This is a genomic window from Nonomuraea sp. NPDC049750 (assembly GCF_040659625.1).
Classification (GTDB): domain Bacteria; phylum Actinomycetota; class Actinomycetes; order Streptosporangiales; family Streptosporangiaceae; genus Nonomuraea.
Window position 1 is genome coordinate 673848 of record NZ_JBFANB010000001.1, and the last position, 19895, is coordinate 693742.

The following is a 19895-nucleotide window of genomic DNA, read 5'->3' on the forward strand; positions in this document are numbered from 1 at the left end:
CTCAGAACAGGGTCAGTGGCTCGCTCGGCATGGGTTCGGGGAGCGGCTCGACCTCGGGCACCCTGGCCCGTACCTCGTCGTGAAACCGGCGGGCGAGAGTCAGCGCGTCGGCGTTGTCGGGGGTGTGCACGAACACCGTCGGCGAGCGGCCTTCCCGCAGCCATTCGGCGACCGTGGCGACCCACTCCTGCCAGCCCTCGACCGTACGTTCGGTGGCATCCCGGCCGAGGTAACGCACGATCGGACGGTCGGTGAGAGCCGTCGACCGGCGCGGCACGCGCGGCTTCTTCGTCCAGGCGTCTCGTTCGGCGTCGCTGGTCGGAGGGCTGTGGAAAAGGGTGGTGGTGTCGAACGGCACCCATTCGGCACCGGCGCGGGCGAGCACGCCTTCGAGCAGCCGTACTGACCGCGCGTCATCGAAGAACGCCCGGTGACGCACTTCGACGGCGTATCTGTACGAAGGAGGCAGGCCACGGAGAAAGCCCGCCAGGGTGCCCAGGTCGGTGGGTGCGAATGACCCCGGCAATTGGACCCAGAGGGCGTGGGCCCGCGATTCGAGCGGCTCGATCGCCGTCAGAAATGCGCGCAACTCCTCGTCGGCGCCTGGGCCGGTAAGGCGGCGCTCGTGCGTGATCGACTTGGGCAGCTTGACCACGAAGCGGAAGTCGGGGTCGGTCTGCCGGGCCCACGACTCCACGGTGGTGCGCGCCGGTGTCGCGTAGAACGTCGTGTTGCCCTCCACCGCGTTGCACCAAGTGGCGTAGGCCCGCAGGCGTTCGCCCGGAGGAAGCGGGTGAGGCAGGAAGCGCCCCTGCCAGGACACGTGCGTCCACATCGCGCATCCCACATGAAGCCGCATGGCCTCGACGCTACCCGGGGGCGGCTGCGTCGCCTAAATCGAATGCGCCACCTCAAGCGGAACAGCCGCAAAATTTCATGTCGCAGAGATTGATGAAAAGAACTTTCAGAGTTATCTTCATGATCGACCCTCCCGACGCAGCTCTGTCACCACGAGGCTCACCGACATCAGGACCTGGGCGCCTAACCGTATCCCCCCATACGACTCGTTCAGAGAGGCAAGCATGCCCACAACTGGCAAGCCGACCTGGCCCAAGACCCTCAGAACCACGATCACCGCCCTGACGCTCACTCTCGCGACAGCGCTGATTCCCCAAGCCGCCTCAGCGCAGGACAGCAGTGTCATGGCCGTGTCCCACAAGAGCCCGTTCAACTGTGGGAAGACCTTCTACGCCAACAACTGGACCCCCACCCACAACCCATCGGGCTCCATCGACTGGCAGGACTACGGCGGCGACGACATCAACGGTGAGACCGTACGCGCCACCGCCGCGGGCACCGCGTACTTCTACGACGCGGGAAGCACGAGTTATGGCAAGTGGATAGAGATCCAGCACAGTGACGGCACCAGAACCCGGTACGCCCACCTCGCGACCATGGTGAAGGCGGCCGGCAGCTCACTGAGCGTCGGCCAGGGCACCACGATCGGGACCGTCGGCTCGACGGGCGGCGCCAACGCTCCCCACCTGCACTATGAACAGCGAACCTCCAGCGGCGCGATGGACACCAGCCCGACCGTGGACGGCGTGACCGTGTCCTTGGGCCAGAAGAAGGCCGTCACGAGCACCAACGCCTGCGGTGGCAACCCCTACACCGCCGAGGAGGTCTGCGGCAGCGGCTACTCGGTCATCGACTCCGCCGCTCTCACTGGCGGTCGCACCTACCTGCTCTACAACTCAGGTAACGGCTACAACTGCGTCGCGACGTTGAAGACGACGAGCCTCGGCACGGCGTCGGCGGTGTCGGCCTTCCTGGAACCGGAAGGGGAAAGCCGGACGACCGACTCGGGCAGCTACGACTATTACGCGGGACCGGTCAAACGCAGCGCGCCCGGAAAGTGCGTCAAGTGGGGCGGCTCGGTCGGCAGCAGCTCGTACACCAGCGGCTTCGAGCACTGCGATTAGCCCTTAGAACAGTGCGATAAAGAAGCACGACCTCGAAGGCCACCACCCACTCATGGGTGGTGGCCTTTGCCGTCAAATGGTGCCAACCGGGCGCTTCTCTTCTTTAGCGATTTCGAGCTATTCGCCAGCCACGTGTTGGTTGAAGAAGTCGAACGTACGCTGCCACGCGTCGTCCGCCGCTGAGCGGACGAGACCATGACGCAATGGAAACAGCGCGAGTTTCGCGATGGGATGATGACCGTCGGTCATGAAGGAATGCCCGGCGGCCGGATGGATCTCGACGTCGTGCTTGATGCCGAGCGCCGCCATATGCTCCTGCAGCCGCCTGCCGTGCGACCGAAACCCTTGGTCGCGGCCACCGTAGGACCCCACGACCGGACACACCGACCGCAGCTCCTCCTGATGCCGGGGAACCGCCCCATAATTCACCGATGCGGCCCGCACACCGGGCGGCGCGCCCGCCGCATACGCCAGAGCGAACCCGCCCCCCATGCAGAACCCGATCACACCCAGCCGAGCACCGTCGACGTCTTCACGACCGGCCAGCCACCGCCGGGTCGCGTCAATGTCGGCCGTCGGCCGACCGGGCTTACCGGTCGCGAGCTGGTGCATAGCCCGCGCCAGGCACCCGACCCTGGTCCCGTGGCTGTACAGATCAGGCAGGACCGCCGCGTACCCACGCTCGGCGAACAGGTCCACCACCTCAAGCATGTCCGGTTCGACACCGTAGATTTCGTGCACGACCACCACCCCCGGCCATCCGGCCACGGGCGCGGTCCCCTCGGGCAGCGCCACCGTCGCCGCCAGTGAGTCGCCGTCGGGCAACGGAATGCGCGCGTTTTGTCTCATGAGTACTCCTTGGAGAGCGCCACGATGGAGTGCCCGGGCGTACGTAGAGCACCCCGTCGCCGGGCAGAATGGGGCTGATCTCCTCGGTGAACATATCCTCATCGTCCGTTCGGACGGCCGAGACAACGGAGCTGCCGAGCTCGTGACGCCAGCGCGGCTCACCGGTGCGCACGTCGTGGGCGCTCACCTCGCCTTCGGGCGTCACAAGGTAGATCAGCTCGCCCGCGAGCACCGGACCCGCTATCGGGTTCCGGTCGAGGGGTCGCGGGGTCTCTGGTCGCGGCGCCACCCGCCGACGCCAAGGCGCTGCTCAACCTGGCCGCGCGGGCCGCCGCCGACCAGCCTGACATGCTGCCGCCCCGCGGCCAGTACGTCCACACCAAGATCCTGGCCCAGCGCAGCCTGTACACCAAGGACCGATCGGGGAAGACGCAGTACACCAAGGTGCTGGTCAACGAGGAGCGCTGGGAGGCGGCCGACGTGGGCAAGCCCTGGCTGAGCCGTACGCAGGGCCTGTCGGCCACGGGTCCGGCGCCCCGGAATTACTGGGACCACGGCGTCACGGACATCGTGTACGAGCCAGGGGCCTGTCCCGGCCAGCCGGAGTACGCGCGGCTGGGCACCTGGCCGACGGACCCCGCCCAGGTACGCGCGAAGATCGTGGCCGACACTGGCGAGGAGCCGCTGCGCATCTGGCGCTCCCTCCAGGAGTTGGTCCGCGAGTCCGTGGTACGGCCCAGCCTGGGCGCCGCGCTGTACCAGGTCGCCGCTGGACTGGGCGGCATCGTGCTCATCGGCGACGCCGTGGACGCCGCCGGCCGCCCCGGCCTGGCCGTCGCCATGGACGAGGGCAACGGCACCCGGTCCGAGCTGATCTTCGACCGGGAAACCTATAGCTACCTGGGCGAACGCACGGTCAACACCAGGGACAGAAAGGTGCCCACCGACGAGATCACCGAAAGGAAGGGCGCGACGCAAGGCACCGCCGTGCTCGCCGCCGATCTCGTACGCGGGCTGCCCGAGGTGTCGCCGAAGGCGTCCCACATGAAGATCCCCTGCTGAGACTTTCCCCCCGATCCGGCCTTTTCGGCCGGAAGTTCTGTTTCGCATGTCCTCATATCAAGCAAGGAGAACAACCCGTGCTCATCGCCAAGGCCATCGCGGCCACCGTGCTCGTCGGCTCGTTCGGCACGCTCACATCACCGCCTTCGGGGGCCGATGCCGCGTACGAGCTGCAGACCAAAGTGGAGGCGAAGCGTGTCGCCTGCATGACGGAGAAGGGCTTCGACTACCTGGCCATCCCGATGCCCAAGCACAAGTGGCAGCCCGGGGAGTGGGAGCGGCTTCAGGGTGACCTCAAGGCGCTGCGGACGTATCGGGCCAAATACGGCTTCGGCGTCTGGGCCGAGAACGCCTTCCCGAAGGACGAGGTGGTCAACCCCACCTTCCCCGACAACCCGAACAACAAGACGATGATGTCGCTCTCGGCCGACGGGCTGAAGAAGTGGCGCGCCGCCGACGACGCCTGCTTCTCCGAGGCGGCCAAGGAGGTGCTGGGCAAGACCGTCACCTCCCAGGACGACTACTGGAATCAGCTCGAAGCCACGCTGAAGAAGGAGCTGAGCGTCCTCGACAAGGACATGCGGCTCGCGCAGCTGGGCAAGCAGTTCGCCAAGTGCCTGGGAGTCAGCGAGACCAGGCCGACCGCACTGAACGGTCTGGGCCGCAGGACGTACTGGCAGCAGGTCACGGAGTTCGCCAAGAAGACCTGGAAGGACCCGCTGCCCAAGGTGCCCAAGGGCAAGACCCTCGTCCTGAAGCCGAAGCTCAAGCCGGAGGAGGCCAAGCCGTACCTGGACAAGGAGATCAAGGCGGCACTGAAGGACCTGGCGTGCGGAAAGGAGTTCTACCCCGCTTACTCCCCCAAGGCCCAGGAGATCAACTCACGGATCACTCTGGAGTTCGGCCGGGAGGGGATCGGCCGGGAGGGGACCGTCTGACGGGGAGCTCTTGACGGCGCTTCCGACGGGGGCCGCGCCGTCTGAAGCAGGCCATAGCCGTCTGAGCAAGCCGTAACGGAGCAGGTGCCGCTCGCGACGCGCGAGCGGCACCTGCTGTCGTCGCCGTACGCTGAGTCGGCAAGTCCGCCGCACCGACATGAGGAGAGCTGACCAGCGTGAGCCTGGCCTTCGCCACTGAGGTGGGTGGTCTCAACCGGGAGAACGAAGACTTCGTCGGCGCGACCCCTGACGCGGTGGTCGTTCTGGACGGCGCCGGCTATCCCGCACGCCTGCCGACCGGATGCGTCCACACCGTGGCCTGGTACACGCGCATGCTCGGCTCGTCCTTACTCTCCACGCTGACGACGCTCTCCACGCTGACGTCCGACGACCGCCCGTTGGCCGAGGTGTTGGCCAACGGCATCGAGACCGTCTCCTCTCTGCACTCCTCGACCTGCGACCTCGCCCATCCCGGATCACCCGCGGCAACCGTGCTCTTACTCCGCCGGACAACGGAGTCCCTGGACTGGCTGGTGCTGGCGGACTCCATCCTCGTCCTGGACCTGAACGCCACCGCGGAACCCATGGTGGTCAGCGATGATCGTCTGGCTGATGTCACGGCGACCCTGCGAACGCACCTGGACACCCTGCCCACCGGCTCCACGGAGCACGAGCAGGCACGCCTTGGTTCGGTGGAAGCCCAGCTCCAGCACCGCAACCGGGACGGAGGCTACTGGGTCGCCTCCACCGACCCCCTGGCCGCCGAACACTCTCTCACCGGCAGCGTTCCCACGGACGCGGTACGAGCTGCCGCGCTGCTCAGCGATGGGGCATCGCGCCTGGTCGACTGCTTCGAGCTCGCCAGCTGGCGACGCCTCCTGAACATCCTGGAAGACGACGGTCCCGCCGGACTCATCAACCAGGTCCGTACGGCCGAACGCACCGACCCCCACGGCGCCCGCTGGCCACGCGGCAAGGCACACGACGACGCCACCGCCGTCTACTGGCGACTCTGACCTTCGGAACGGTTCGTCCGGGAGGCAGCAAACGCGCCGGGCGATGCGCGCGCTCACCCAGGCCGCGTGCGCCTACCCAGTTGAGCAAGGTCTTCTTCGCTCAGCCTCAGCGTGCCGGGCACCACATGCTCGCGCGGCCTGAGACTCGATCGAGCAGCCAGAAACTCGCTGAATCCACCCACGGAAAAACTGCCTCCTTCAAGGGTTCGATGATTTTGCGAACATCCCATTCCTGCAGGACGAGCTCGCCGAGGGCGACGTGGTGCGCTTCATCACCGACGACGACGGTCGTCACTGGTCCTGTGAGCGGGTAGAAGCGTCGGGCAATTGCACAGTTCGGGTCCTGCCGATACCCGAGAGGAATCCTGTATCTCCGACGCCTGGCGAAGCGCTTAACGATCGGTCTTTTCAGGGCACTTGATCGCAGACATTGTCCGCGCCATTGGCCGGCGATAGCAGGTGAGCGCGGCCATGAAGAGCCGAAGTGATCGGCCGAGTCCATTGCGACTGCGGGGACTACGCAATTCGGCAAGTCACTCATGAGGCTGCGACGCCCCCAGTAGGTGAACACCGTCATGGCTGCGGATAGCCGGCGCTTGGTCGTGACGCATGGCGTCGAGAACGCGGATGGCGAATGCCTCGGATGCGAGTTCTTGAACCTCGTCCGCGGTGACCCAGCGGAAGGCGCGGGTCTCGTCCGTCTCGGTGAGCCGGCCGCCGATGACCTTGCAGCGAAAGACCAGGGCGACGATGCCACGCGTCATGTTCTTGTAGACGCCGGTCAGGGTTACAGGCTCGACCCGCAGGCCAGTCTCTTCATAGATCTCCCGGAGCAGGCCACTGGTGACATCCTCGTCGCGCTCCAGGACTCCGCCGGGTGCTTCCCAGCGGCCGTTGTCTCTGCGCTGGGTAAGAAGTGCGCGGCCATGGTCGTCGATGATCACGCCTGCCACGCTGACGGAGTGCTGCGCGTTGTAATGATCCATCGGATTATCGAGACCCACTCATTACAACTAGCATGTGAATAGGACAAATTGGTCGAAATCGACTGAAGGCGAGGTTATCAATTCGTGAGTGATCGCCACGCATGGAACCAAGTTTGCGTGGTAATTACTTTTCGTTGTCCCATGTGGGACAACGACACCCCAGGGGGGAGTGTTATGTCTGGGGTCTGGTCAACTATCACGAGCATCGCCACCCGTCATCCGCTCATGGCTTCTCTTCTCATCGCAATGATCATTCTAGTGGCCAGTGTGATCATTATGATGATCGTGAGGGCGGTCCACGGGGCGCATGCGCAAGATCAGTACGTTCACCAGGTTCCAGCGGACATTGCGCGGGGACCCTGGACTCATGCGGTGCGCTACGAGTCGACCACTGTGAAGCTCAGGGAGGTCCGTGTCGAGACGTATCGGGAAGGGAACGTCACACGGGAAATTAGGCAAGAGCGAGAGTTCGAGGGCCCGGCTTACGCTCTCCCGCAGGCGAGCAATATGCTCTCTTCTCGGCAAAACTATGCATTGCCGAGCGGCTCCTATCCTTGTGCGAAGTGCGGATATGACACCCTGCCTGCGGCGAATGGGCTGCGGTATTGTTCAAATCCTCTTTGTGCAGAAAGTTAAAAGCTCGAGCCACAGCACTGCGCCCATGGTCGGCGGTCCGTGCCGTGGTTCTCGCCCGGTACGGCGCGCGGGGTCGCGGTGGGCAGGAGATCGGCCAGCGCCCGCGCCCCGGCGATCAGCCACGGCATGGTGCCGGTGCCGTGCATCGCCGAGATCAGGAAACACTGGCACACCGGTCACCGATGGCCCGCCGACATCGAGTCGCTGCGCGTCATCCACCCCGGACTGCGTACCCTCACCGACCGGCTCTCCGAATCCGGCGCCGCCGCCATCCGCGCCCACCTCACCACTCCCTGACCCCGACGCCTGATCACGGTCGCGTCAGATTTCCAGTGCCGACCTGTCGATTTCGTGACTCGCCGTTCGTCTTACTGCGCGACCAACCTGGTAGCAACGAGGAGGAAACGATGAAGTACGTCATGCTGATCTTTCAGGGCACCGCGCTTGAGGGACAGGCCGCGTTGTCCGAGGAGGAGCAGAAGCAGGTCTACGCCGACTACCAAGGGTTCAATCGGACGCCGGGCGTCACCCCCGGGGTGCCGATGGGCCTGCCCGAGAACGCGACCACCGTGCGGGTCGAAGGCGGCAAGCCTCTGACAACGGACGGCCCGTTCGTCGGGATGAAGGAGGCCGTCGGCGGCTGGTTCATCCTGGAGGCCGACAACCTCGACGCGGCTATCGAGGTGGCCGCCCGCCACCCCGCAGCGCGCTACGGTGGCGCCATCGAGATCCGCCCCTCGGAGGTGTATTGGTAGCCACGCTCGAACAGGTCTTCCGCGAGGAGTGGGGCCGCGTCCTGGCCACCTTGATCGGCTTTCTCGGCGACTTCGACATCGCCGAGGAGGCCGCGCAGGAGGCGTTCGCCGTCGCCGCCGACCGGTGGCCACGCGACGGCGTCCCCAGCAACCCGCGCGCCTGGCTGATGACGACGGCTCGGAACCGAGCGACGGACCGCATCCGCCGCGACCGGGCCCTCACCACCAAATTCGGCCTGCTCGTCGCCGGCGATCGTGCGGAGATGCCGATGGACGCCACGACGTTTCCCGACGAGCGCCTGGAACTCATCTTCACCTGCTGTCACCCGGCGCTCGCCATCGAGGCGCAGGTAGCGCTCACCCTGCGCACCCTCGGCGGGCTCACCACCGACGAGATCGCCCGCGCCTTCCTCGTACCGGAGCGCACCATGGCGCAGCGGCTGGTGCGGGCCAAACGCAAAATCAAAGCAGCGGGGATCCCGTTTCGCGTGCCACCGGTTCACCTGCTCCGCGAGCGTCTCGACGCCGTTCTCGCCGTCGTCTACCTGGTCTTCAACGAGGGCTATGGTGGCCGCGACGAGCTCGCGGCGGAGGCGATCTGGTTGGGGCGCGCGCTGGCCGAACTACTTCCGGACGACCCCGAGGTTCACGGGCTGCTGGCGATGATGCTCTTGCACGACTCCCGTCGCGAGGCGCGGTTCCGCGACGGCGAGCTCGTACTGCTCGGCGATCAGGACCGGTCACGGTGGAACATCGAGCAGCTCGCCGCTGGACGCGCCGAGCTCGACCGGGCGCTCGCCCTACGCGGCCGCGGGCCCTATGTCCTGCAGGCCGCCATCGCCTCGTTGCACGCCGAGACGCCGTGCGACTGGGCGCAGATCGCGGCCCTGTACGGCCGGCTCGCCCGCGTGACCGGCTCGCCCATCGTGGAGCTCAACCGCGCCATCGCCGTCGCCGAGACCGAAGGCCCCGAGGCCGGTCTGCGCGTCGTCGACCAACTGGGGCTCGACGACTTCCGCTACCTGCACTCGACCAGGGCCGAACTCTTGCGACGCCTCGGGCGTACCGACGAGGCGCGTGACGCCTATCGACGTGCGAGACAACTCACCGATGACGGCGCCGAACGGCGCTTCCTCGAACGCCGGCTCACGGAACTGGCAGGCGGGACAGGCTCGGGTTAGTCCCCAGTCGAGAACAGTCCACATCCCAGCCGGCTTCGCCGGGCGAAGCCTGTGCCTGACCGTCATGCCCCCACTTGTGGCATGACGCGACACCGCATATCGTGCCGATGTATCCACTCGATATATCGGGTCGATGGTTCGCCGTGGCCCGGCTGACGCGGGAGCGGCGATGAGGCGGATCGACTACGACACCGAGCAGTACCAGGACTACGCGCGTGGCCGTGCGCTTACCGAGCGGCAGCAGCAGACATGGATCAGTGCCTTCGCAGCGGTGCTGCCCGAGGGGCGTCCGCTGGTGGGGCTGGACGTCGGCGCGGGGACCGGCAGGTTCACCCCCGCGCTGGCGCGAGCGTTCGGGCCGGTCACTGGCGTCGAGCCGTCGGTCCGCATGCGCGAGATAGCACAGGCGCAGTCTCCGCATCCCGACGTGCGATATCTGGCGGGCTCCGCCGAGGACATGCCGGTGCCGTCCGCCAGTGCCGACTACGTTCTCATGTTCTTGTCCTGGCATCACGTCCAGGACAAACCGCAGGCGGCCCGGGAACTGGCCAGGGTGCTCAGGCCGGGCGGGCGGCTGCTACTGCGCGCGAATTTCAGCGACCACCATCCCAGGCCGTGGTGGCTGGAGCACTTCCCCTGCGGCTTCGCGGCGGACGCCGCGCTGTTTCAGCCGCTGCACGAGGTCATCGAGATGTTCACGTCGGACGGCTGGCGCGTTGCCAGCTTCGGCACGGTTACCGAGCCGTCCGTCGGCACCCTCGGTGACATGCTTCAACGGCTGCGCCTGCGCACCCTTTCGTTCTTCGCTCAACTCAGTCCGGACGAGCTGGAGGCCGGCTTCCGCCGCCTGGAGGAGGCGGTTGCCGCGAATCCCGACGCACCAGCACCGGTGTTCGCTGAGCCGCTGCTCACGCTCGAACGGCGCTAGTTACGGCGCTAGTTACGGCGCTGGTTACGGCGCTGATTTAGAAGGGACCGCTCTCTGGATAGCCAGCCTTTATGGCGGCCTTGCGGGTCTTCGTGTTGAGCTTCTTCTCGCTGATGACCTTGCCGGCCGCCGGTGCGGTGATCTTCACCTTGGCGCCCCAGCCCGAATACTTGGTATCGGTGTGGAAGACCATCTGGTCGTAGGCCGTGCTGTCGTCGTCCGGGTAGGCCGTCGTGTCGACGACCGTGCGGGTGAGCAGGTTGTGTTGATCGAAGTACAGGTGGAACTCGACGTTGCCTTCCCCGGCGGACTTGTCGTGCCGGAAGTCAGTGAGTTTGGCGGTGCCCTGATATTCGCCGGTCGCCACTTCTGATGCGTTTTTCACCATGTACTGAAGTTCTGCTGAGGTGACGCCCATGCCGAGGACGGAATTTTCCTGCCCGCTGGCCTTCGACTGGATCCAGGAACGGCCGGAAGGCAGCGCCTTGGCGATGCCGGCGTTGGTCACGTAGGCGTTTCTGCCCTCAGCGATGACCCGGTAGGGAGGGTTGGGCCCTTGCTGGCGTGAGGACATACGGACACGGAGGTCGGCAGCCGCTACATTGCCCTTGCCGAAAGCCAGGGTGCCGGCCGTGCGGGTGTTCACCCGTACCTGCATAGCCTGGTCGTTGGTGGTGAAATCAACGGTAATGCTGCTTGATTCGGTGATTTTTACGCCCTTGCCCGGGGCCAGCTGGGCCTTCAGGGCTTTCACCGGGTCCACTGGAGCGGCCTGCACGGATGCGACGGATGCCGCCTGAGCGGGTGCGGCCACCGCGCACACGGTCGCTGCCGTTGCCACGAGGCCTGCGAATAAGAGCTTCATCAGTGTCCTTGCTTGGGAGGATATAGCAGGGAAAAGAGTAAGAGGGTGGCGTTGGCGATATAAGGGATTCCCTGTAACGATCCTGTGTAGACCGGTGAACCCAAGTGGTGGCGATAGCCCTCGATAAAGGCGGGCGAGGTAGGCCTTGCGCCCGCTCCCGTACTTGCGAGTCAGGGCTGCCGGACCTCTCCAGGACGGCAGCGCGCTGGTGAGGCCCCGCGATGGCCGAGCGAGCGCGAAGCGCTCATGCCGTAGCAATGCACAATCAGGTCACGTATGCGGCCAAGTGAGCTCAAATCCGCTAGCGTCACCGGCATGCCTCTCGCCTTGATTCCCAGCCCTTCTCAAGGGGTCTGGCATCTTGGATTCATTCCGATCCGGGCCTACGCATTGTGCTTCATTGTCGGAATCGCCGTCGGCGTCTGGCTGAGCGAGCGCCGCTGGCGTGCCCGGGGCGGCGAGAAAGGCACGATCAGCGATATCGCGGTTCCTGCGGTGATCTTCGGCCTGATCGGCGGCCGCCTCTACCACGTCATCGTCGACTGGCAGATCTACTTCGGCCCGCGCGCGATCAAAGAGCCCTACCAGGCGCTGTTCATCTGGGAAGGCGGGCTGGGCATCTGGGGCGCGGTCGCTCTGGGAGGCGTGGGCGTGTGGCTGGCCTGCCGCCGCCGGGGGCTGTCCCTCGGCGCCGTGGGCGACACGATCGCGCCCGGCATCGCGTTCGGGCAGGCGATCGCCCGCTGGGGCAACTGGTTCAACCAGGAGCTGTACGGCAGTCCGACCACGTTGCCGTGGGGCCTGGAGATCGACCAGGCGCACGGCGGCCGGCCGGGCGTGCTCTACCACCCGACATTCCTGTACGAGTCGCTGTGGGACGTGGCGCTCGGCTTCGGGCTGATCCTGGCCGGCAGACGGTTCACACTCCGCCATGGCCGCCTGTTCGCCCTCTACGTCGCCGGCTACACGTTGGGGCGGTTCTGGATCGAGGGGCTGCGGATCGACCCGGTTGGGGGGGTGGACCACGCGGTGACGTTCCTGGGGCTGCGGATCAACCAGTGGACGTCGATCGTGCTGTTCCTCGGGGCGCTGGTCTATCTCTGGGTGACTCGTAACAAGGACACCGAAGAGATCGTGGTGCCGGCCTCGTACGAGCAGGACGGCTCGTACGAGCAGGACGGCGGGGAGGCCGCCGAGCCGGCGCACCCGACCGATCAGGCCGACGCGGCGGCGGACACTCGCCGAGCTCCAGGAAGTTCTTGACGGCGCGGAGCCTGGGTCACCGCCGCTTCTTGCGGCTTGCACCAGCGCTTGGGTGGCACCACGTGGACCTTGGCCGAAGATGGCTCGGCCTCCCCTACGGCGCGGTCCTCACCTCGTCACCCCCGCGTGGGAGATGAGAAGCTCACTGACGCCGCGGAGGTTGATGTGGTCCCGATAGGGCGGCGGGTCGACGAGGAGCCCGGGCTCCCGGACACGCCGGGCGAACGCGGTCAGCGCCAGCCGGCCTTCGAGTCTGGCCAGCGGCGCGCCGAGGCAGAAGTGCGGGCCCAAGCTGAAGCCCAGATGCCGCACCTGCTCGCGAGCCGGGTCGAACCGGTCCGGGTTCGGGTTCGCCTCCGGGTCCCGGTGCGCCGCAGCCAGCAGGAGGATGACCAGGCCGCCCGCGGGCAGCTTCGCCTGCCCGACGCTTAGGTCCTGGCCGGCGACCCTGGCGGTGAGCTGAACGGGCGGGTCATAGCGCACGATCTCCTCCACGACCGCGGACGCCGTGCCGGGGTCGGCACGCAGGGTGGCGAGGTGGTTGGGGTGCCGCAGCAGGGCGAGCACGCCGTTGGCGATCAGGTTGACCGTCGTCTCGTGCCCCGCCACCAGCAGCAGCACGATCGTGGAGACCAGCTCGTCATGGCTCAGCACGTCACCGCCGTCCTCTGCGGCGAGCAACTCGGAGATCAGGTCATCCTGTCGCGGGCTCCGTCGCCGGTCGGCGACGAGCTCGTTGACGTAGCGGTGCATGTCGACCATGCCATGGACCCACTCAGGGGTCTCGCCGTTCTGGTCGTCGGGGGTGGGGAAGCCGTCGACCAGCCGGGTGAGATGGGCGGACCACTGGTGGAACAGCCGCTCGTCGGCCAGCGGGACACCGAGCATGCGGCAGATGACCGTCATCGGCAGGGAGTAGGCGAGGCCCGACACCACGTCGAACGTCTCCCGCTCGGCCGCGCGGTCGAGGCACTCGTCGACCAGTCGCGCGATGGAGTCCTCCATCCGGGCGATGGTCCGGGCGGTGAACGCGCTGCTGACCAGACGCCGCAGCCGGGTGTGGTCGGGAGGGTCCAAGGAGAGGAACCATGGCCGCCGGACCGAGGACGGAGCGTCCGGGGGATACGGGTCGGCTGCCTGATCGGGCTGAAAGAAGCGCCGACGTTCGGCGCTGAGCCGTGGGTCGCGCAGCAGCGTCTCGCAGTCGCGGTAGCTCGTCACCACCAACGCGGACATCTCCTCGATCCATACCGGCCCACGGGCGCGGAACTCGGCGTAGATCGGGTACGGGTCGGCCCTCGACGCGGGGTCGAAAAGCTTGCTGACCAGATGGAGGCCGGACGTCTCATTGTCCGTTGCCATGGGCATCTGCACTCCTTGGCGTGGTTGCTATTGACTTCGGGTCATTAATAGTGACCCCAGGTCAATATGTCAAGGATCGTGGGAGACAGGTCGGCGTACCCGACCCGCTGGGCTTGGGGCATATTCGTGGGCGCGACCCCTGCTCGCGGCCGGAAGTGGGCATCTGATGCGCCCCTGACGGTCGGTTACCCTGGTGCGATGGTCACCTCCAGGAGTCGGCGCCGCCTCTCTCCCGAGGCCAGGCGCGGTGAACTCATCGATGCCGCCATCCGGCTCCTGAACTCCGGCCAGGACGTGACCAATTGGGTGCAAGCCGTCACCGCCGAAGCCGACGCCGCGAAGGGTACGTTCTACGTCTACTTCTCCTCCTGGGAGGAGATGCTCGTCGCGGTACGCAACCGCGTGCTGCAGGACTACGTGGACCGGTTCCAAGGGCTCGCCGAATCCACTGAGCCGATCGACTGGTGGGCTACCCTCGACGCCGAATGCGCGGCGGCCGTCGAGTCCATCGCCCGGCAGGGTGGGCTCCATACCGCGGTCTTCCACACCAACTCAGCGCTCGGACCCATGAACGAAGGGCAGCAGGCCACCATCGCCGCCATCGCCAAGGCGTTGCACCGAGGCATGGACGAGGGCGCATTCCGCCCGATAGACCCGCATGTCGCGGCCACGATCCTGTTCACCGTCCTCCACAGCGCCGCGGACGCGATCGCCGCCGGAGAGCAGCCACAACGCTGGTTGGCGGTCGTACATGACCTCACCCGCCGCTGGCTCGCGCGACCGCCGAGCGAGCAGTAACAACAGGCACCCATAAGCCTCGCGGATCCGTCCGTGGGGCAGCGAGTCATGCGCGCGTAGCCGCGCTCGCATCATGCGCTTTGCGTTTGCCACCCGCCATTGCTGGCCGTTGACATATTGACCTCGGGTCAGTAGTAATGACCTGAGGTCAATAGAACGCTTCCCAAGGAGTGCGGATGCCTGTGACAACGGACAATGAGACGTCACCCCTCGCGCTGAAGCCCCGGCACGAGCGGGTCGCCGGCAACCCGGGCGGCCGGCCGGGGCTCACCCTGGCCGCGGTGGCCGTCGTGCAGTTCATGGTGTCGCTGGACCTGTCGGTCGTGAACGTCGGACTCCCGCAGATCGCTGCCGGACTCGGCTTCAGCGCAGTGGGCCTGACCTGGGTGATCCACGCCTACGCGCTCACCTTCGGCGGGCTGCTCCTGCTGGGCGGCAAGGCCGCCGACCGCTAAGGTCGCAAGCGTGTCCTGCTGCTCGGGCTCGCCGTGTTCGGCCTCGCCTCGCTCGTCGGTGGCTTCGCCCAGGACCCCGGCCAGCTTGTCGCCGCTCGTGCCGTCCAGGGCATCGGGGCCGCCGCAGTAGCTCCGGCCGCGCTGGCGCTGCTGACCTCCACGTTTCCCACGGGCAAGGCCCGCGTCCGGGCTTTCGGCGTATGGTCCGCGGTGAACGCCGCAGGTGGCGCCCTCGGTGTCCTGATCGGCGGCGTACTCACCCAGTACGCCAGCTGGCGCTGGGTGATGTTCGTCAGCGTCCCCATGGCGGCCGGCGCGCTGGCCCTGGCCTGGCGGGCTGTCGCCGCCGACCCGCCCCCGATTCGCAACGGCCGCCCGGACGTGTTGGGCGCCATCCTGGCCACGGCGGGCATAGCCCTGCTGGTGCTCGGCGTCGTCCGCACCGACCAGTATCCGTGGACCTCCCCGATCACCCTGACGACTCTGGCGGGCGCCGCCGCGCTGCTGGCCGCCTTCGTCTACGTCGAGCGGACCACCACCCGCGACCCGCTGATCCGGCTCGGCCTGTTCGCCAACCGCTCGGTCGCCGGCGCGAACGCCTACAACCTCCTCGTCGGCGGGGCCATGGCCTCGGCGTTCTATTTCATGTCGCTGTACCTTCAGCTCGTGCTCGGCACCGGGCCGGCTCTGAGCGGGCTCGAGTTCCTGCCGTTCGCCCTCGGCGTGGTCGCCGGCTCGATACTCGCCATCAAACTCGGCTACCGTCTCGCACCGCGGACCCTCCTGATCAGCGGCGGACTGCTGACCGCGGCCGGGTTCGCCTGGTTCGGCCTGATCAGCCCCGACGGCACCTTCATCACCGACGTCCTGGGCCCGTCGATCGTCGCCAGCGTCGGATTCGGGCTCTGCCTCGGACCGATCGTCTCCATCGCCACCGCAGGTGTCGCACCCCACGAGACGGGCGCCGCCTCGGGCCTGCTCAACAGCTCACGCCAGATCGGCTCCTCACTCGGACTGGCCGCCCTCGGCACCGTCGCGCACAACCGCACCGGCCAGGCTGTCACGCCCATCGCCCTCAACAACGGATACGCGCTCGGCCTGACGCTCAGCGCCGCACTCCTGGTCGCCGCCGCCCTCATCGCCCTAACTGTCCTGCGCCGGACCAGTCCACCGGCACGCTCAGCGAGTAACGATCACACCGGTCCAGCCGTCTCCGACCGCGTCTCGGTGGAATGAAACTTTCACTCGTCACGTCGGTATTACGGCTCCGCAGGCTAATCCCCGACCTGGTGGCACGCCTGGTTCACTCTCGCGAGAGCCGCCATGACGCAAGTTAATGCCGGCCGAATCAGTGGCTCCCGATCGTCTCTCTGGACACCTGGAGGCCCCGAAAATAGTCTCCGTGCGCGCTCCGCCGACATCATGCGAGAGATGAGGTTGGAATTGACACGTTCCAAAGTACGTCGTGCGGCCAGCTCTGTCGCCGTCGCCATCGCAACACTCGCGGCAATCCTGGTGCCCGTCACTCCCGCGCACGCCGCCTACGGTCCAGACCAGGCCGTATCCCTCACGGTGACCTCGAACGCCGGCCCGTCGATCATGCTCGCCCAGCTGACCGGCACGCTGGCGTTCGACGACGGGAACACGAAGTTCAGGTACGCGCTCCGGCTGTGCTGGGGGAGCGGGTCCTACCCCATGCCGAACTTCTACGTCTCCGTCAACGGCGGCACCATTTTCTACCCGAGCCAGACGGGCACGGCGGCCGCTCCCCCTGGCTGCCAGTTGTACCTATACCTCTACGACGGTGAATACACCCACTCCACTACCCTCACGAATGTCACCTTGTACGTGACGGGCGGCTGGTTCTATCCCGGCCAGACTTACAACAGTCGCACCAAATCCGTGACCTACGACAATCCCTACAACTGAGTCGGCAGAAAAGCTGCTTCATTGGAGCTGTGCTAAAAGGGCCACTCCCAACTATGGGGTGGCCCTCGTACACCTCTCGGTCAACTGGGTCTGTCGGCGAGGAAGTTCGTGATTCGCCGGGCGAGAGCGTCGGGCGCTTCGAGCATCGGCAGGTGTCCGCTGTCGAGGGATTCGTTCCAGCTCGTGTCGAGGTTGCGCGCGAATCGCTGTTGCAGTCCGATCGGGAGCTCAGCGTCTTGGCTGGTGGAGAGGTAGCCTCGACGTTCGGGAAAAACGCCGTCTTGCGGCGTGTCCCGGTAGAGACGCACAGACTCGGGGCGGAACTCCGCCACGATGCGATCGGCCGTCTTCGTGTCGACGCGGCTGGCCACGCCGCGCCGGATAGCGGCATCGGGCGGTCGGGTGCCGGCCAGCCGCATCGCCAGGCTCAGCACGAGCCGATTCGGCATCGGCATCGACGCGACGAAGCTGCGTCCCGGCTTCGGCACGACAGCAGTGACCGCCAGGAACGCGCCCACCCGGTCAGGCGCGAGGGTCATGATTTCCGTCGCGACAGTCCCGCCGCTGGAGTGCGCGACGACCGCGAATCGCTCCCACGGTGCCGAATCCAGCGCCGCGGCGGCGTACTCCGTGAGCGAAGCGCGATCATGACGCGGTCGCTCAGCGACCGCCGTCTGGTGCGATGCGGCCAGTTCTTCGCGCACCTGATCCCAGATCCAGACGGGAAGACCGGCACCGCTCAGCAACAGGATGGGTTCTCGCGACTTCGTCATGCTCCGATTCTGAAGGTGCTGGATGTCACCGTTATGGCACCATTTATGGATGAACCGCACCGATCGGCTCTACGCGATCCGCGAAGATCTCCGCCGTGCGGGTCCGCGAGGCCGCACCGCCCAACAGCTCGCCGCCGCATTCGAGATCAGTGTCCGCACCGTCAAGCGCGACATCTCCGCTCTGCAACAGGGCGGGTTTCCAGTCTGGGCACGTACGGGCCGGCTCGGTGGATATGTCGTCGATCGTGCCGCCACCCTGCCGCCGGTGAACTTCACCGCCACCGAAGCCTGCGCGCTCGCCGCGGCGATCGCGGCACACCGTGGACAACCATTCGACAGGCAGGCCCGAGCCGCCCTGGTGAAGGTATTGGCGGTGATGGACCCGCAGGCGCGACGGCACGCGGACGACTTGACCGAGCGCATCTGGATCGACCACACCACGACCGAGGCAGCTGATCCGCGCCGACGCGACGTGATCGAGCATGCCCTTGAGGAACGCAAGGTCCTCTCGCTGCACTACCGCGATAGTCATGGAACGCCGACAACGCGCCGGGTGGACCCTCAGCTGCTCGCGTTCACGGCCGGGCACTGGTTCCTCATTGCGCACTGCCGGCGCCGCGAGGCCATCCGATGGTTCCGCCTCGATCGGATCGAACGCGCGAGTCTCACCACTCAGCGCGCCATCGACGTACCCGTCGAAGAGCTAGGGACGCCTCCCTCGACGGCGGCCTCCGTCCGGGTGTGACGGGCGATGTGATCCAGTCTGTACGTTCTGGATCATCCTGAACCGCAATCGCGGATGCCCGAAGCTTCGCCTCTGGCGGGCAGCACATCGCGACGCACGGAGCTTTGTGCGGACGGTGATTGATCAACTACTTTCAGTTGTGACATGGTGCTGGAGTCTTGATCAACTCTTCTGGAGGCACCCATGCTTGCTCGCCATCTGCTGGCCGCCGCCGTCATCTCCACCACCATGAGCGCGGTCACCGCTCCGCCTGCGGTGGCCGCCGGGCAAGGGGCCGCCAACCGCGCCATCCCGCTCGGGACCGCGATGTGCGTCGACGTCAGCAACTACCGCGGCAACGGCGTCTTGATGTACCAGTGGCAGTGCGACCCCAACAACACCAACCAGAAGCTCGTCGTCGAGGACGGCCTCATCAAGGTGGAAGACACCATCGGCACGAGCCAGATGATGTGCCTGGACTCCTCCAACGGCCGAACCAACGGCACCCGGGTCTACCAGTGGCAGTGCCTGGGTAACGCTAACCAGCTCTGGGTCATCCAGGGCGGCCAGATCATCCTCAAGTCCACCCTGAACTCAGCCAACCGCCTATGCCTGGACGCCACCAACGGCCGCGGCAACGGCATCCAGGTGTACCTGTGGCAGTGCGACCCCAACAACACCAACCAGAAGTTCGTCGTCGAGGATGGCCAGATCGCGGTCAAGGACACCTTGTCCTGATCCCGAACGTCCTGATCCCGAACGTCCTGATCCCGAACGTCCTGATCCCGAACGTCCTGATCTCTGGTCGCGCCCGGCAGTTCCGATGTACCCCAGGGCATCAACGACACCGATCCCCGGGGTGAGGCCGCCACGTCAAGGGGTGGGTGTCAGCACACCACGAAGATGCTCTTCCAGCCGACGCCCGTCCCCTGCTTCGCGTTGCCGTTGGTGGGCAGCGTGAAGTGCACCGGCCCTCTGTTGTTGATCTCGTTGTGCATCCGGCCGGACTGGCCGGAGCCGAACCACTTGTACGACCCGCGGTAGCGGAGGTTGGTCGTGCCGCACCTGTCGATGACCTGTGTCTGGCCGGTGAAGCCCGGCCCTTCGTAGGCCACGTACGTCGAGCCGGTGTCCGCGGGCATTGAGGCGTTGGCGGCACCGCCCATGACCGCGACCAGGGAGGCAGAGATGGCGGAGACGAGGGCGATTCTCTTGATGCTCTTCACAGCGATCCTCCGGATGCGTCTCGACTGATTGCCTGAGGAAAGAAGTCCCATGACACTCACCACTCGCGTGGGCAGAGAGCCCGAACGCCGCAGCCGTAGACCGGCTCGGTAGCGGACGACGAGCTTGGACTCGCCGTAGGAGCGGGGCAAGGGTCCGTCCTTTTCAT

The 19895-nt window shown here is 66.4% G+C and carries 22 protein-coding genes and 3 pseudogenes; 16 read left to right on the forward strand and 9 right to left on the reverse strand.

What is annotated here, in order from left to right; all coding sequences use genetic code 11:
- Nucleotide 1 precedes the first annotated feature (1 nt).
- On the reverse strand, nucleotides 2-859 hold the full coding sequence (locus tag AB0J16_RS03225; protein ID WP_358534122.1) for a DUF72 domain-containing protein: 858 nt from the start codon (nucleotides 857-859) through the stop codon (nucleotides 2-4).
- Between the two features lie 223 nt (nucleotides 860-1082).
- Between AB0J16_RS03225 and AB0J16_RS03230 the strand changes: the two genes are divergently transcribed.
- Nucleotides 1083-1982 carry a M23 family metallopeptidase gene (locus AB0J16_RS03230; protein WP_358534124.1) on the forward strand — a complete coding sequence of 300 codons (900 nt, stop codon included), beginning with the start codon at nucleotides 1083-1085 and terminating at the stop codon, nucleotides 1980-1982.
- A gap of 117 nt (nucleotides 1983-2099) precedes the next feature.
- On the opposite strand, the gene AB0J16_RS03235 is transcribed toward AB0J16_RS03230, so the two are convergent.
- Nucleotides 2100-2831, reverse strand: a complete 732-nt coding sequence (locus AB0J16_RS03235; RefSeq protein WP_358534127.1) for a dienelactone hydrolase family protein — start codon at nucleotides 2829-2831, stop codon at nucleotides 2100-2102.
- 127 nt (nucleotides 2832-2958) lie between these two features.
- Nucleotides 2959-3120: pseudogene (locus AB0J16_RS03240) on the reverse strand (hypothetical protein); the annotation flags it as partial.
- On the opposite strand from AB0J16_RS03240, the pseudogene AB0J16_RS03245 reads away from it, so the two are divergent.
- The 3 genes and pseudogenes from AB0J16_RS03245 to AB0J16_RS03255 form a co-directional block, all read left to right on the forward strand.
- Nucleotides 3090-3893 (forward strand): annotated as a pseudogene (locus AB0J16_RS03245) (CU044_5270 family protein); the annotation flags it as partial. The pseudogenes AB0J16_RS03240 and AB0J16_RS03245 sit on opposite strands and share 31 nt — an antisense overlap.
- Nucleotides 3894-3970: 77 nt before the next feature.
- Nucleotides 3971-4831, forward strand: a complete 861-nt coding sequence (locus AB0J16_RS03250) for a hypothetical protein (protein ID WP_358534130.1) — start codon at nucleotides 3971-3973, stop codon at nucleotides 4829-4831.
- A 176-nt stretch (nucleotides 4832-5007) separates the two neighbouring features.
- On the forward strand, nucleotides 5008-5847 hold the full coding sequence (locus tag AB0J16_RS03255) for an integrase (RefSeq protein ID WP_358534133.1): 840 nt from the start codon (nucleotides 5008-5010) through the stop codon (nucleotides 5845-5847).
- A gap of 106 nt (nucleotides 5848-5953) precedes the next feature.
- On the opposite strand, the gene AB0J16_RS03260 is transcribed toward AB0J16_RS03255, so the two are convergent.
- A complete protein-coding gene (locus AB0J16_RS03260; protein WP_358534849.1) occupies nucleotides 5954-6142 on the reverse strand; it encodes a hypothetical protein in 189 nt (62 codons plus the stop codon).
- Between AB0J16_RS03260 and AB0J16_RS03265 the strand changes: the two genes are divergently transcribed.
- The gene (locus tag AB0J16_RS03265; RefSeq protein WP_358534136.1) at nucleotides 6110-6268 is read left to right on the forward strand and encodes a hypothetical protein; all 159 of its coding nucleotides are present in this window, start codon (nucleotides 6110-6112) and stop codon (nucleotides 6266-6268) included. The genes AB0J16_RS03260 and AB0J16_RS03265 overlap by 33 nt on opposite strands.
- 112 nt (nucleotides 6269-6380) lie before the next feature.
- On the opposite strand, the gene AB0J16_RS03270 is transcribed toward AB0J16_RS03265, so the two are convergent.
- Complete coding sequence (locus AB0J16_RS03270; protein WP_358534138.1) at nucleotides 6381-6833, reverse strand: NUDIX domain-containing protein; 453 nt, start codon at nucleotides 6831-6833, stop codon at nucleotides 6381-6383.
- A gap of 675 nt (nucleotides 6834-7508) precedes the next feature.
- Between AB0J16_RS03270 and AB0J16_RS03275 the strand changes: the two genes are divergently transcribed.
- The 4 genes from AB0J16_RS03275 (at nucleotide 7509) to AB0J16_RS03290 (ending at nucleotide 10333) form a co-directional block, all read left to right on the forward strand.
- Nucleotides 7509-7766, forward strand: a complete 258-nt coding sequence (locus AB0J16_RS03275) for a hypothetical protein (RefSeq protein WP_358534141.1) — start codon at nucleotides 7509-7511, stop codon at nucleotides 7764-7766.
- A 110-nt stretch (nucleotides 7767-7876) separates the two neighbouring features.
- A complete protein-coding gene (locus tag AB0J16_RS03280; RefSeq protein WP_358534143.1) occupies nucleotides 7877-8224 on the forward strand; it encodes a YciI family protein in 348 nt (115 codons plus the stop codon).
- Nucleotides 8218-9405, forward strand: coding sequence for a DUF6596 domain-containing protein (locus AB0J16_RS03285; protein WP_358534146.1), 1188 nt, complete (start codon nucleotides 8218-8220; stop codon nucleotides 9403-9405). The genes AB0J16_RS03280 and AB0J16_RS03285 overlap by 7 nt, the downstream gene beginning before the upstream one ends.
- 169 nt (nucleotides 9406-9574) lie before the next feature.
- Nucleotides 9575-10333 carry a class I SAM-dependent methyltransferase gene (locus AB0J16_RS03290; RefSeq protein WP_358534149.1) on the forward strand — a complete coding sequence of 253 codons (759 nt, stop codon included), beginning with the start codon at nucleotides 9575-9577 and terminating at the stop codon, nucleotides 10331-10333.
- A 37-nt stretch (nucleotides 10334-10370) separates the two neighbouring features.
- Here the strand turns inward: AB0J16_RS03290 and AB0J16_RS03295 are convergent, their stop codons facing one another.
- A complete protein-coding gene (locus AB0J16_RS03295) occupies nucleotides 10371-11198 on the reverse strand; it encodes a hypothetical protein (RefSeq protein ID WP_358534152.1) in 828 nt (275 codons plus the stop codon).
- A gap of 315 nt (nucleotides 11199-11513) precedes the next feature.
- On the opposite strand from AB0J16_RS03295, the gene lgt reads away from it, so the two are divergent.
- Entirely contained in the window at nucleotides 11514-12461 is a 948-nt protein-coding gene (gene lgt / locus AB0J16_RS03300) for a prolipoprotein diacylglyceryl transferase (RefSeq protein WP_358534154.1), read from the forward strand.
- Nucleotides 12462-12569: 108 nt separating this feature from the next.
- On the opposite strand, the gene AB0J16_RS03305 is transcribed toward lgt, so the two are convergent.
- Nucleotides 12570-13823: a cytochrome P450 gene (locus AB0J16_RS03305; protein WP_358534157.1), complete on the reverse strand. Its 1254-nt coding sequence runs from the start codon at nucleotides 13821-13823 to the stop codon at nucleotides 12570-12572.
- 198 nt (nucleotides 13824-14021) lie between these two features.
- Between AB0J16_RS03305 and AB0J16_RS03310 the strand changes: the two genes are divergently transcribed.
- The 4 genes and pseudogenes from AB0J16_RS03310 to AB0J16_RS03325 all read left to right on the forward strand — a co-directional run bounded on the left by AB0J16_RS03310 (nucleotide 14022) and on the right by AB0J16_RS03325 (nucleotide 17005).
- Entirely contained in the window at nucleotides 14022-14621 is a 600-nt protein-coding gene (locus AB0J16_RS03310) for a TetR/AcrR family transcriptional regulator (protein ID WP_358534160.1), read from the forward strand.
- 176 nt (nucleotides 14622-14797) lie between these two features.
- A complete protein-coding gene (locus AB0J16_RS03315; protein WP_358534163.1) occupies nucleotides 14798-15076 on the forward strand; it encodes a hypothetical protein in 279 nt (92 codons plus the stop codon).
- Nucleotides 15077-15088: 12 nt separating this feature from the next.
- Nucleotides 15089-16312 (forward strand): annotated as a pseudogene (locus AB0J16_RS03320) (MFS transporter); the annotation flags it as partial.
- Between the two features lie 207 nt (nucleotides 16313-16519).
- Nucleotides 16520-17005 (forward strand): hypothetical protein, encoded by a 486-nt coding sequence (locus tag AB0J16_RS03325; RefSeq protein ID WP_358534166.1) that lies wholly within the window; start codon nucleotides 16520-16522, stop codon nucleotides 17003-17005.
- An 80-nt stretch (nucleotides 17006-17085) separates the two neighbouring features.
- On the opposite strand, the gene AB0J16_RS03330 is transcribed toward AB0J16_RS03325, so the two are convergent.
- A complete protein-coding gene (locus AB0J16_RS03330; protein ID WP_358534169.1) occupies nucleotides 17086-17778 on the reverse strand; it encodes an alpha/beta hydrolase in 693 nt (230 codons plus the stop codon).
- Nucleotides 17779-17827: 49 nt separating this feature from the next.
- Here AB0J16_RS03330 and AB0J16_RS03335 point away from each other — a divergent pair, with 49 nt between their 5' ends.
- Both AB0J16_RS03335 and AB0J16_RS03340 read left to right on the forward strand, forming a co-directional pair.
- The gene (locus AB0J16_RS03335; protein ID WP_358534172.1) at nucleotides 17828-18523 is read left to right on the forward strand and encodes a WYL domain-containing protein; all 696 of its coding nucleotides are present in this window, start codon (nucleotides 17828-17830) and stop codon (nucleotides 18521-18523) included.
- A gap of 183 nt (nucleotides 18524-18706) precedes the next feature.
- A complete protein-coding gene (locus tag AB0J16_RS03340) occupies nucleotides 18707-19240 on the forward strand; it encodes an RICIN domain-containing protein (protein WP_358534175.1) in 534 nt (177 codons plus the stop codon).
- 149 nt (nucleotides 19241-19389) lie between these two features.
- Here AB0J16_RS03340 and AB0J16_RS03345 read toward each other — a convergent pair whose 3' ends face one another.
- Nucleotides 19390-19728 carry a MiAMP1 family antimicrobial peptide gene (locus AB0J16_RS03345; protein WP_358534178.1) on the reverse strand — a complete coding sequence of 113 codons (339 nt, stop codon included), beginning with the start codon at nucleotides 19726-19728 and terminating at the stop codon, nucleotides 19390-19392.
- Nucleotides 19729-19895 lie beyond the last annotated feature (167 nt).

Excerpts from the sequence above, each read along its gene's own strand:
- lgt (WP_358534154.1), top strand. The coding sequence starts at position 11,514 with ATGCCTCTCGCCTTGATTCCCAGCCCTTCTCAAGGGGTCTGGCATCTT.
- AB0J16_RS03235 (WP_358534127.1), bottom strand. The coding sequence starts at position 2,831 with ATGAGACAAAACGCGCGCATTCCGTTGCCCGACGGCGACTCACTGGCG.
- AB0J16_RS03315 (WP_358534163.1), top strand. The coding sequence starts at position 14,798 with ATGCCTGTGACAACGGACAATGAGACGTCACCCCTCGCGCTGAAGCCC.
- AB0J16_RS03305 (WP_358534157.1), bottom strand. The coding sequence starts at position 13,823 with ATGGCAACGGACAATGAGACGTCCGGCCTCCATCTGGTCAGCAAGCTT.
- AB0J16_RS03330 (WP_358534169.1), bottom strand. The coding sequence starts at position 17,778 with ATGACGAAGTCGCGAGAACCCATCCTGTTGCTGAGCGGTGCCGGTCTT.
- AB0J16_RS03270 (WP_358534138.1), bottom strand. The coding sequence starts at position 6,833 with ATGGATCATTACAACGCGCAGCACTCCGTCAGCGTGGCAGGCGTGATC.
- AB0J16_RS03230 (WP_358534124.1), top strand. The coding sequence starts at position 1,083 with ATGCCCACAACTGGCAAGCCGACCTGGCCCAAGACCCTCAGAACCACG.
- AB0J16_RS03335 (WP_358534172.1), top strand. The coding sequence starts at position 17,828 with ATGAACCGCACCGATCGGCTCTACGCGATCCGCGAAGATCTCCGCCGT.
- AB0J16_RS03225 (WP_358534122.1), bottom strand. The coding sequence starts at position 859 with ATGCGGCTTCATGTGGGATGCGCGATGTGGACGCACGTGTCCTGGCAG.
- AB0J16_RS03280 (WP_358534143.1), top strand. The coding sequence starts at position 7,877 with ATGAAGTACGTCATGCTGATCTTTCAGGGCACCGCGCTTGAGGGACAG.
- AB0J16_RS03310 (WP_358534160.1), top strand. The coding sequence starts at position 14,022 with ATGGTCACCTCCAGGAGTCGGCGCCGCCTCTCTCCCGAGGCCAGGCGC.
- AB0J16_RS03290 (WP_358534149.1), top strand. The coding sequence starts at position 9,575 with ATGAGGCGGATCGACTACGACACCGAGCAGTACCAGGACTACGCGCGT.
- AB0J16_RS03340 (WP_358534175.1), top strand. The coding sequence starts at position 18,707 with ATGCTTGCTCGCCATCTGCTGGCCGCCGCCGTCATCTCCACCACCATG.
- AB0J16_RS03295 (WP_358534152.1), bottom strand. The coding sequence starts at position 11,198 with ATGAAGCTCTTATTCGCAGGCCTCGTGGCAACGGCAGCGACCGTGTGC.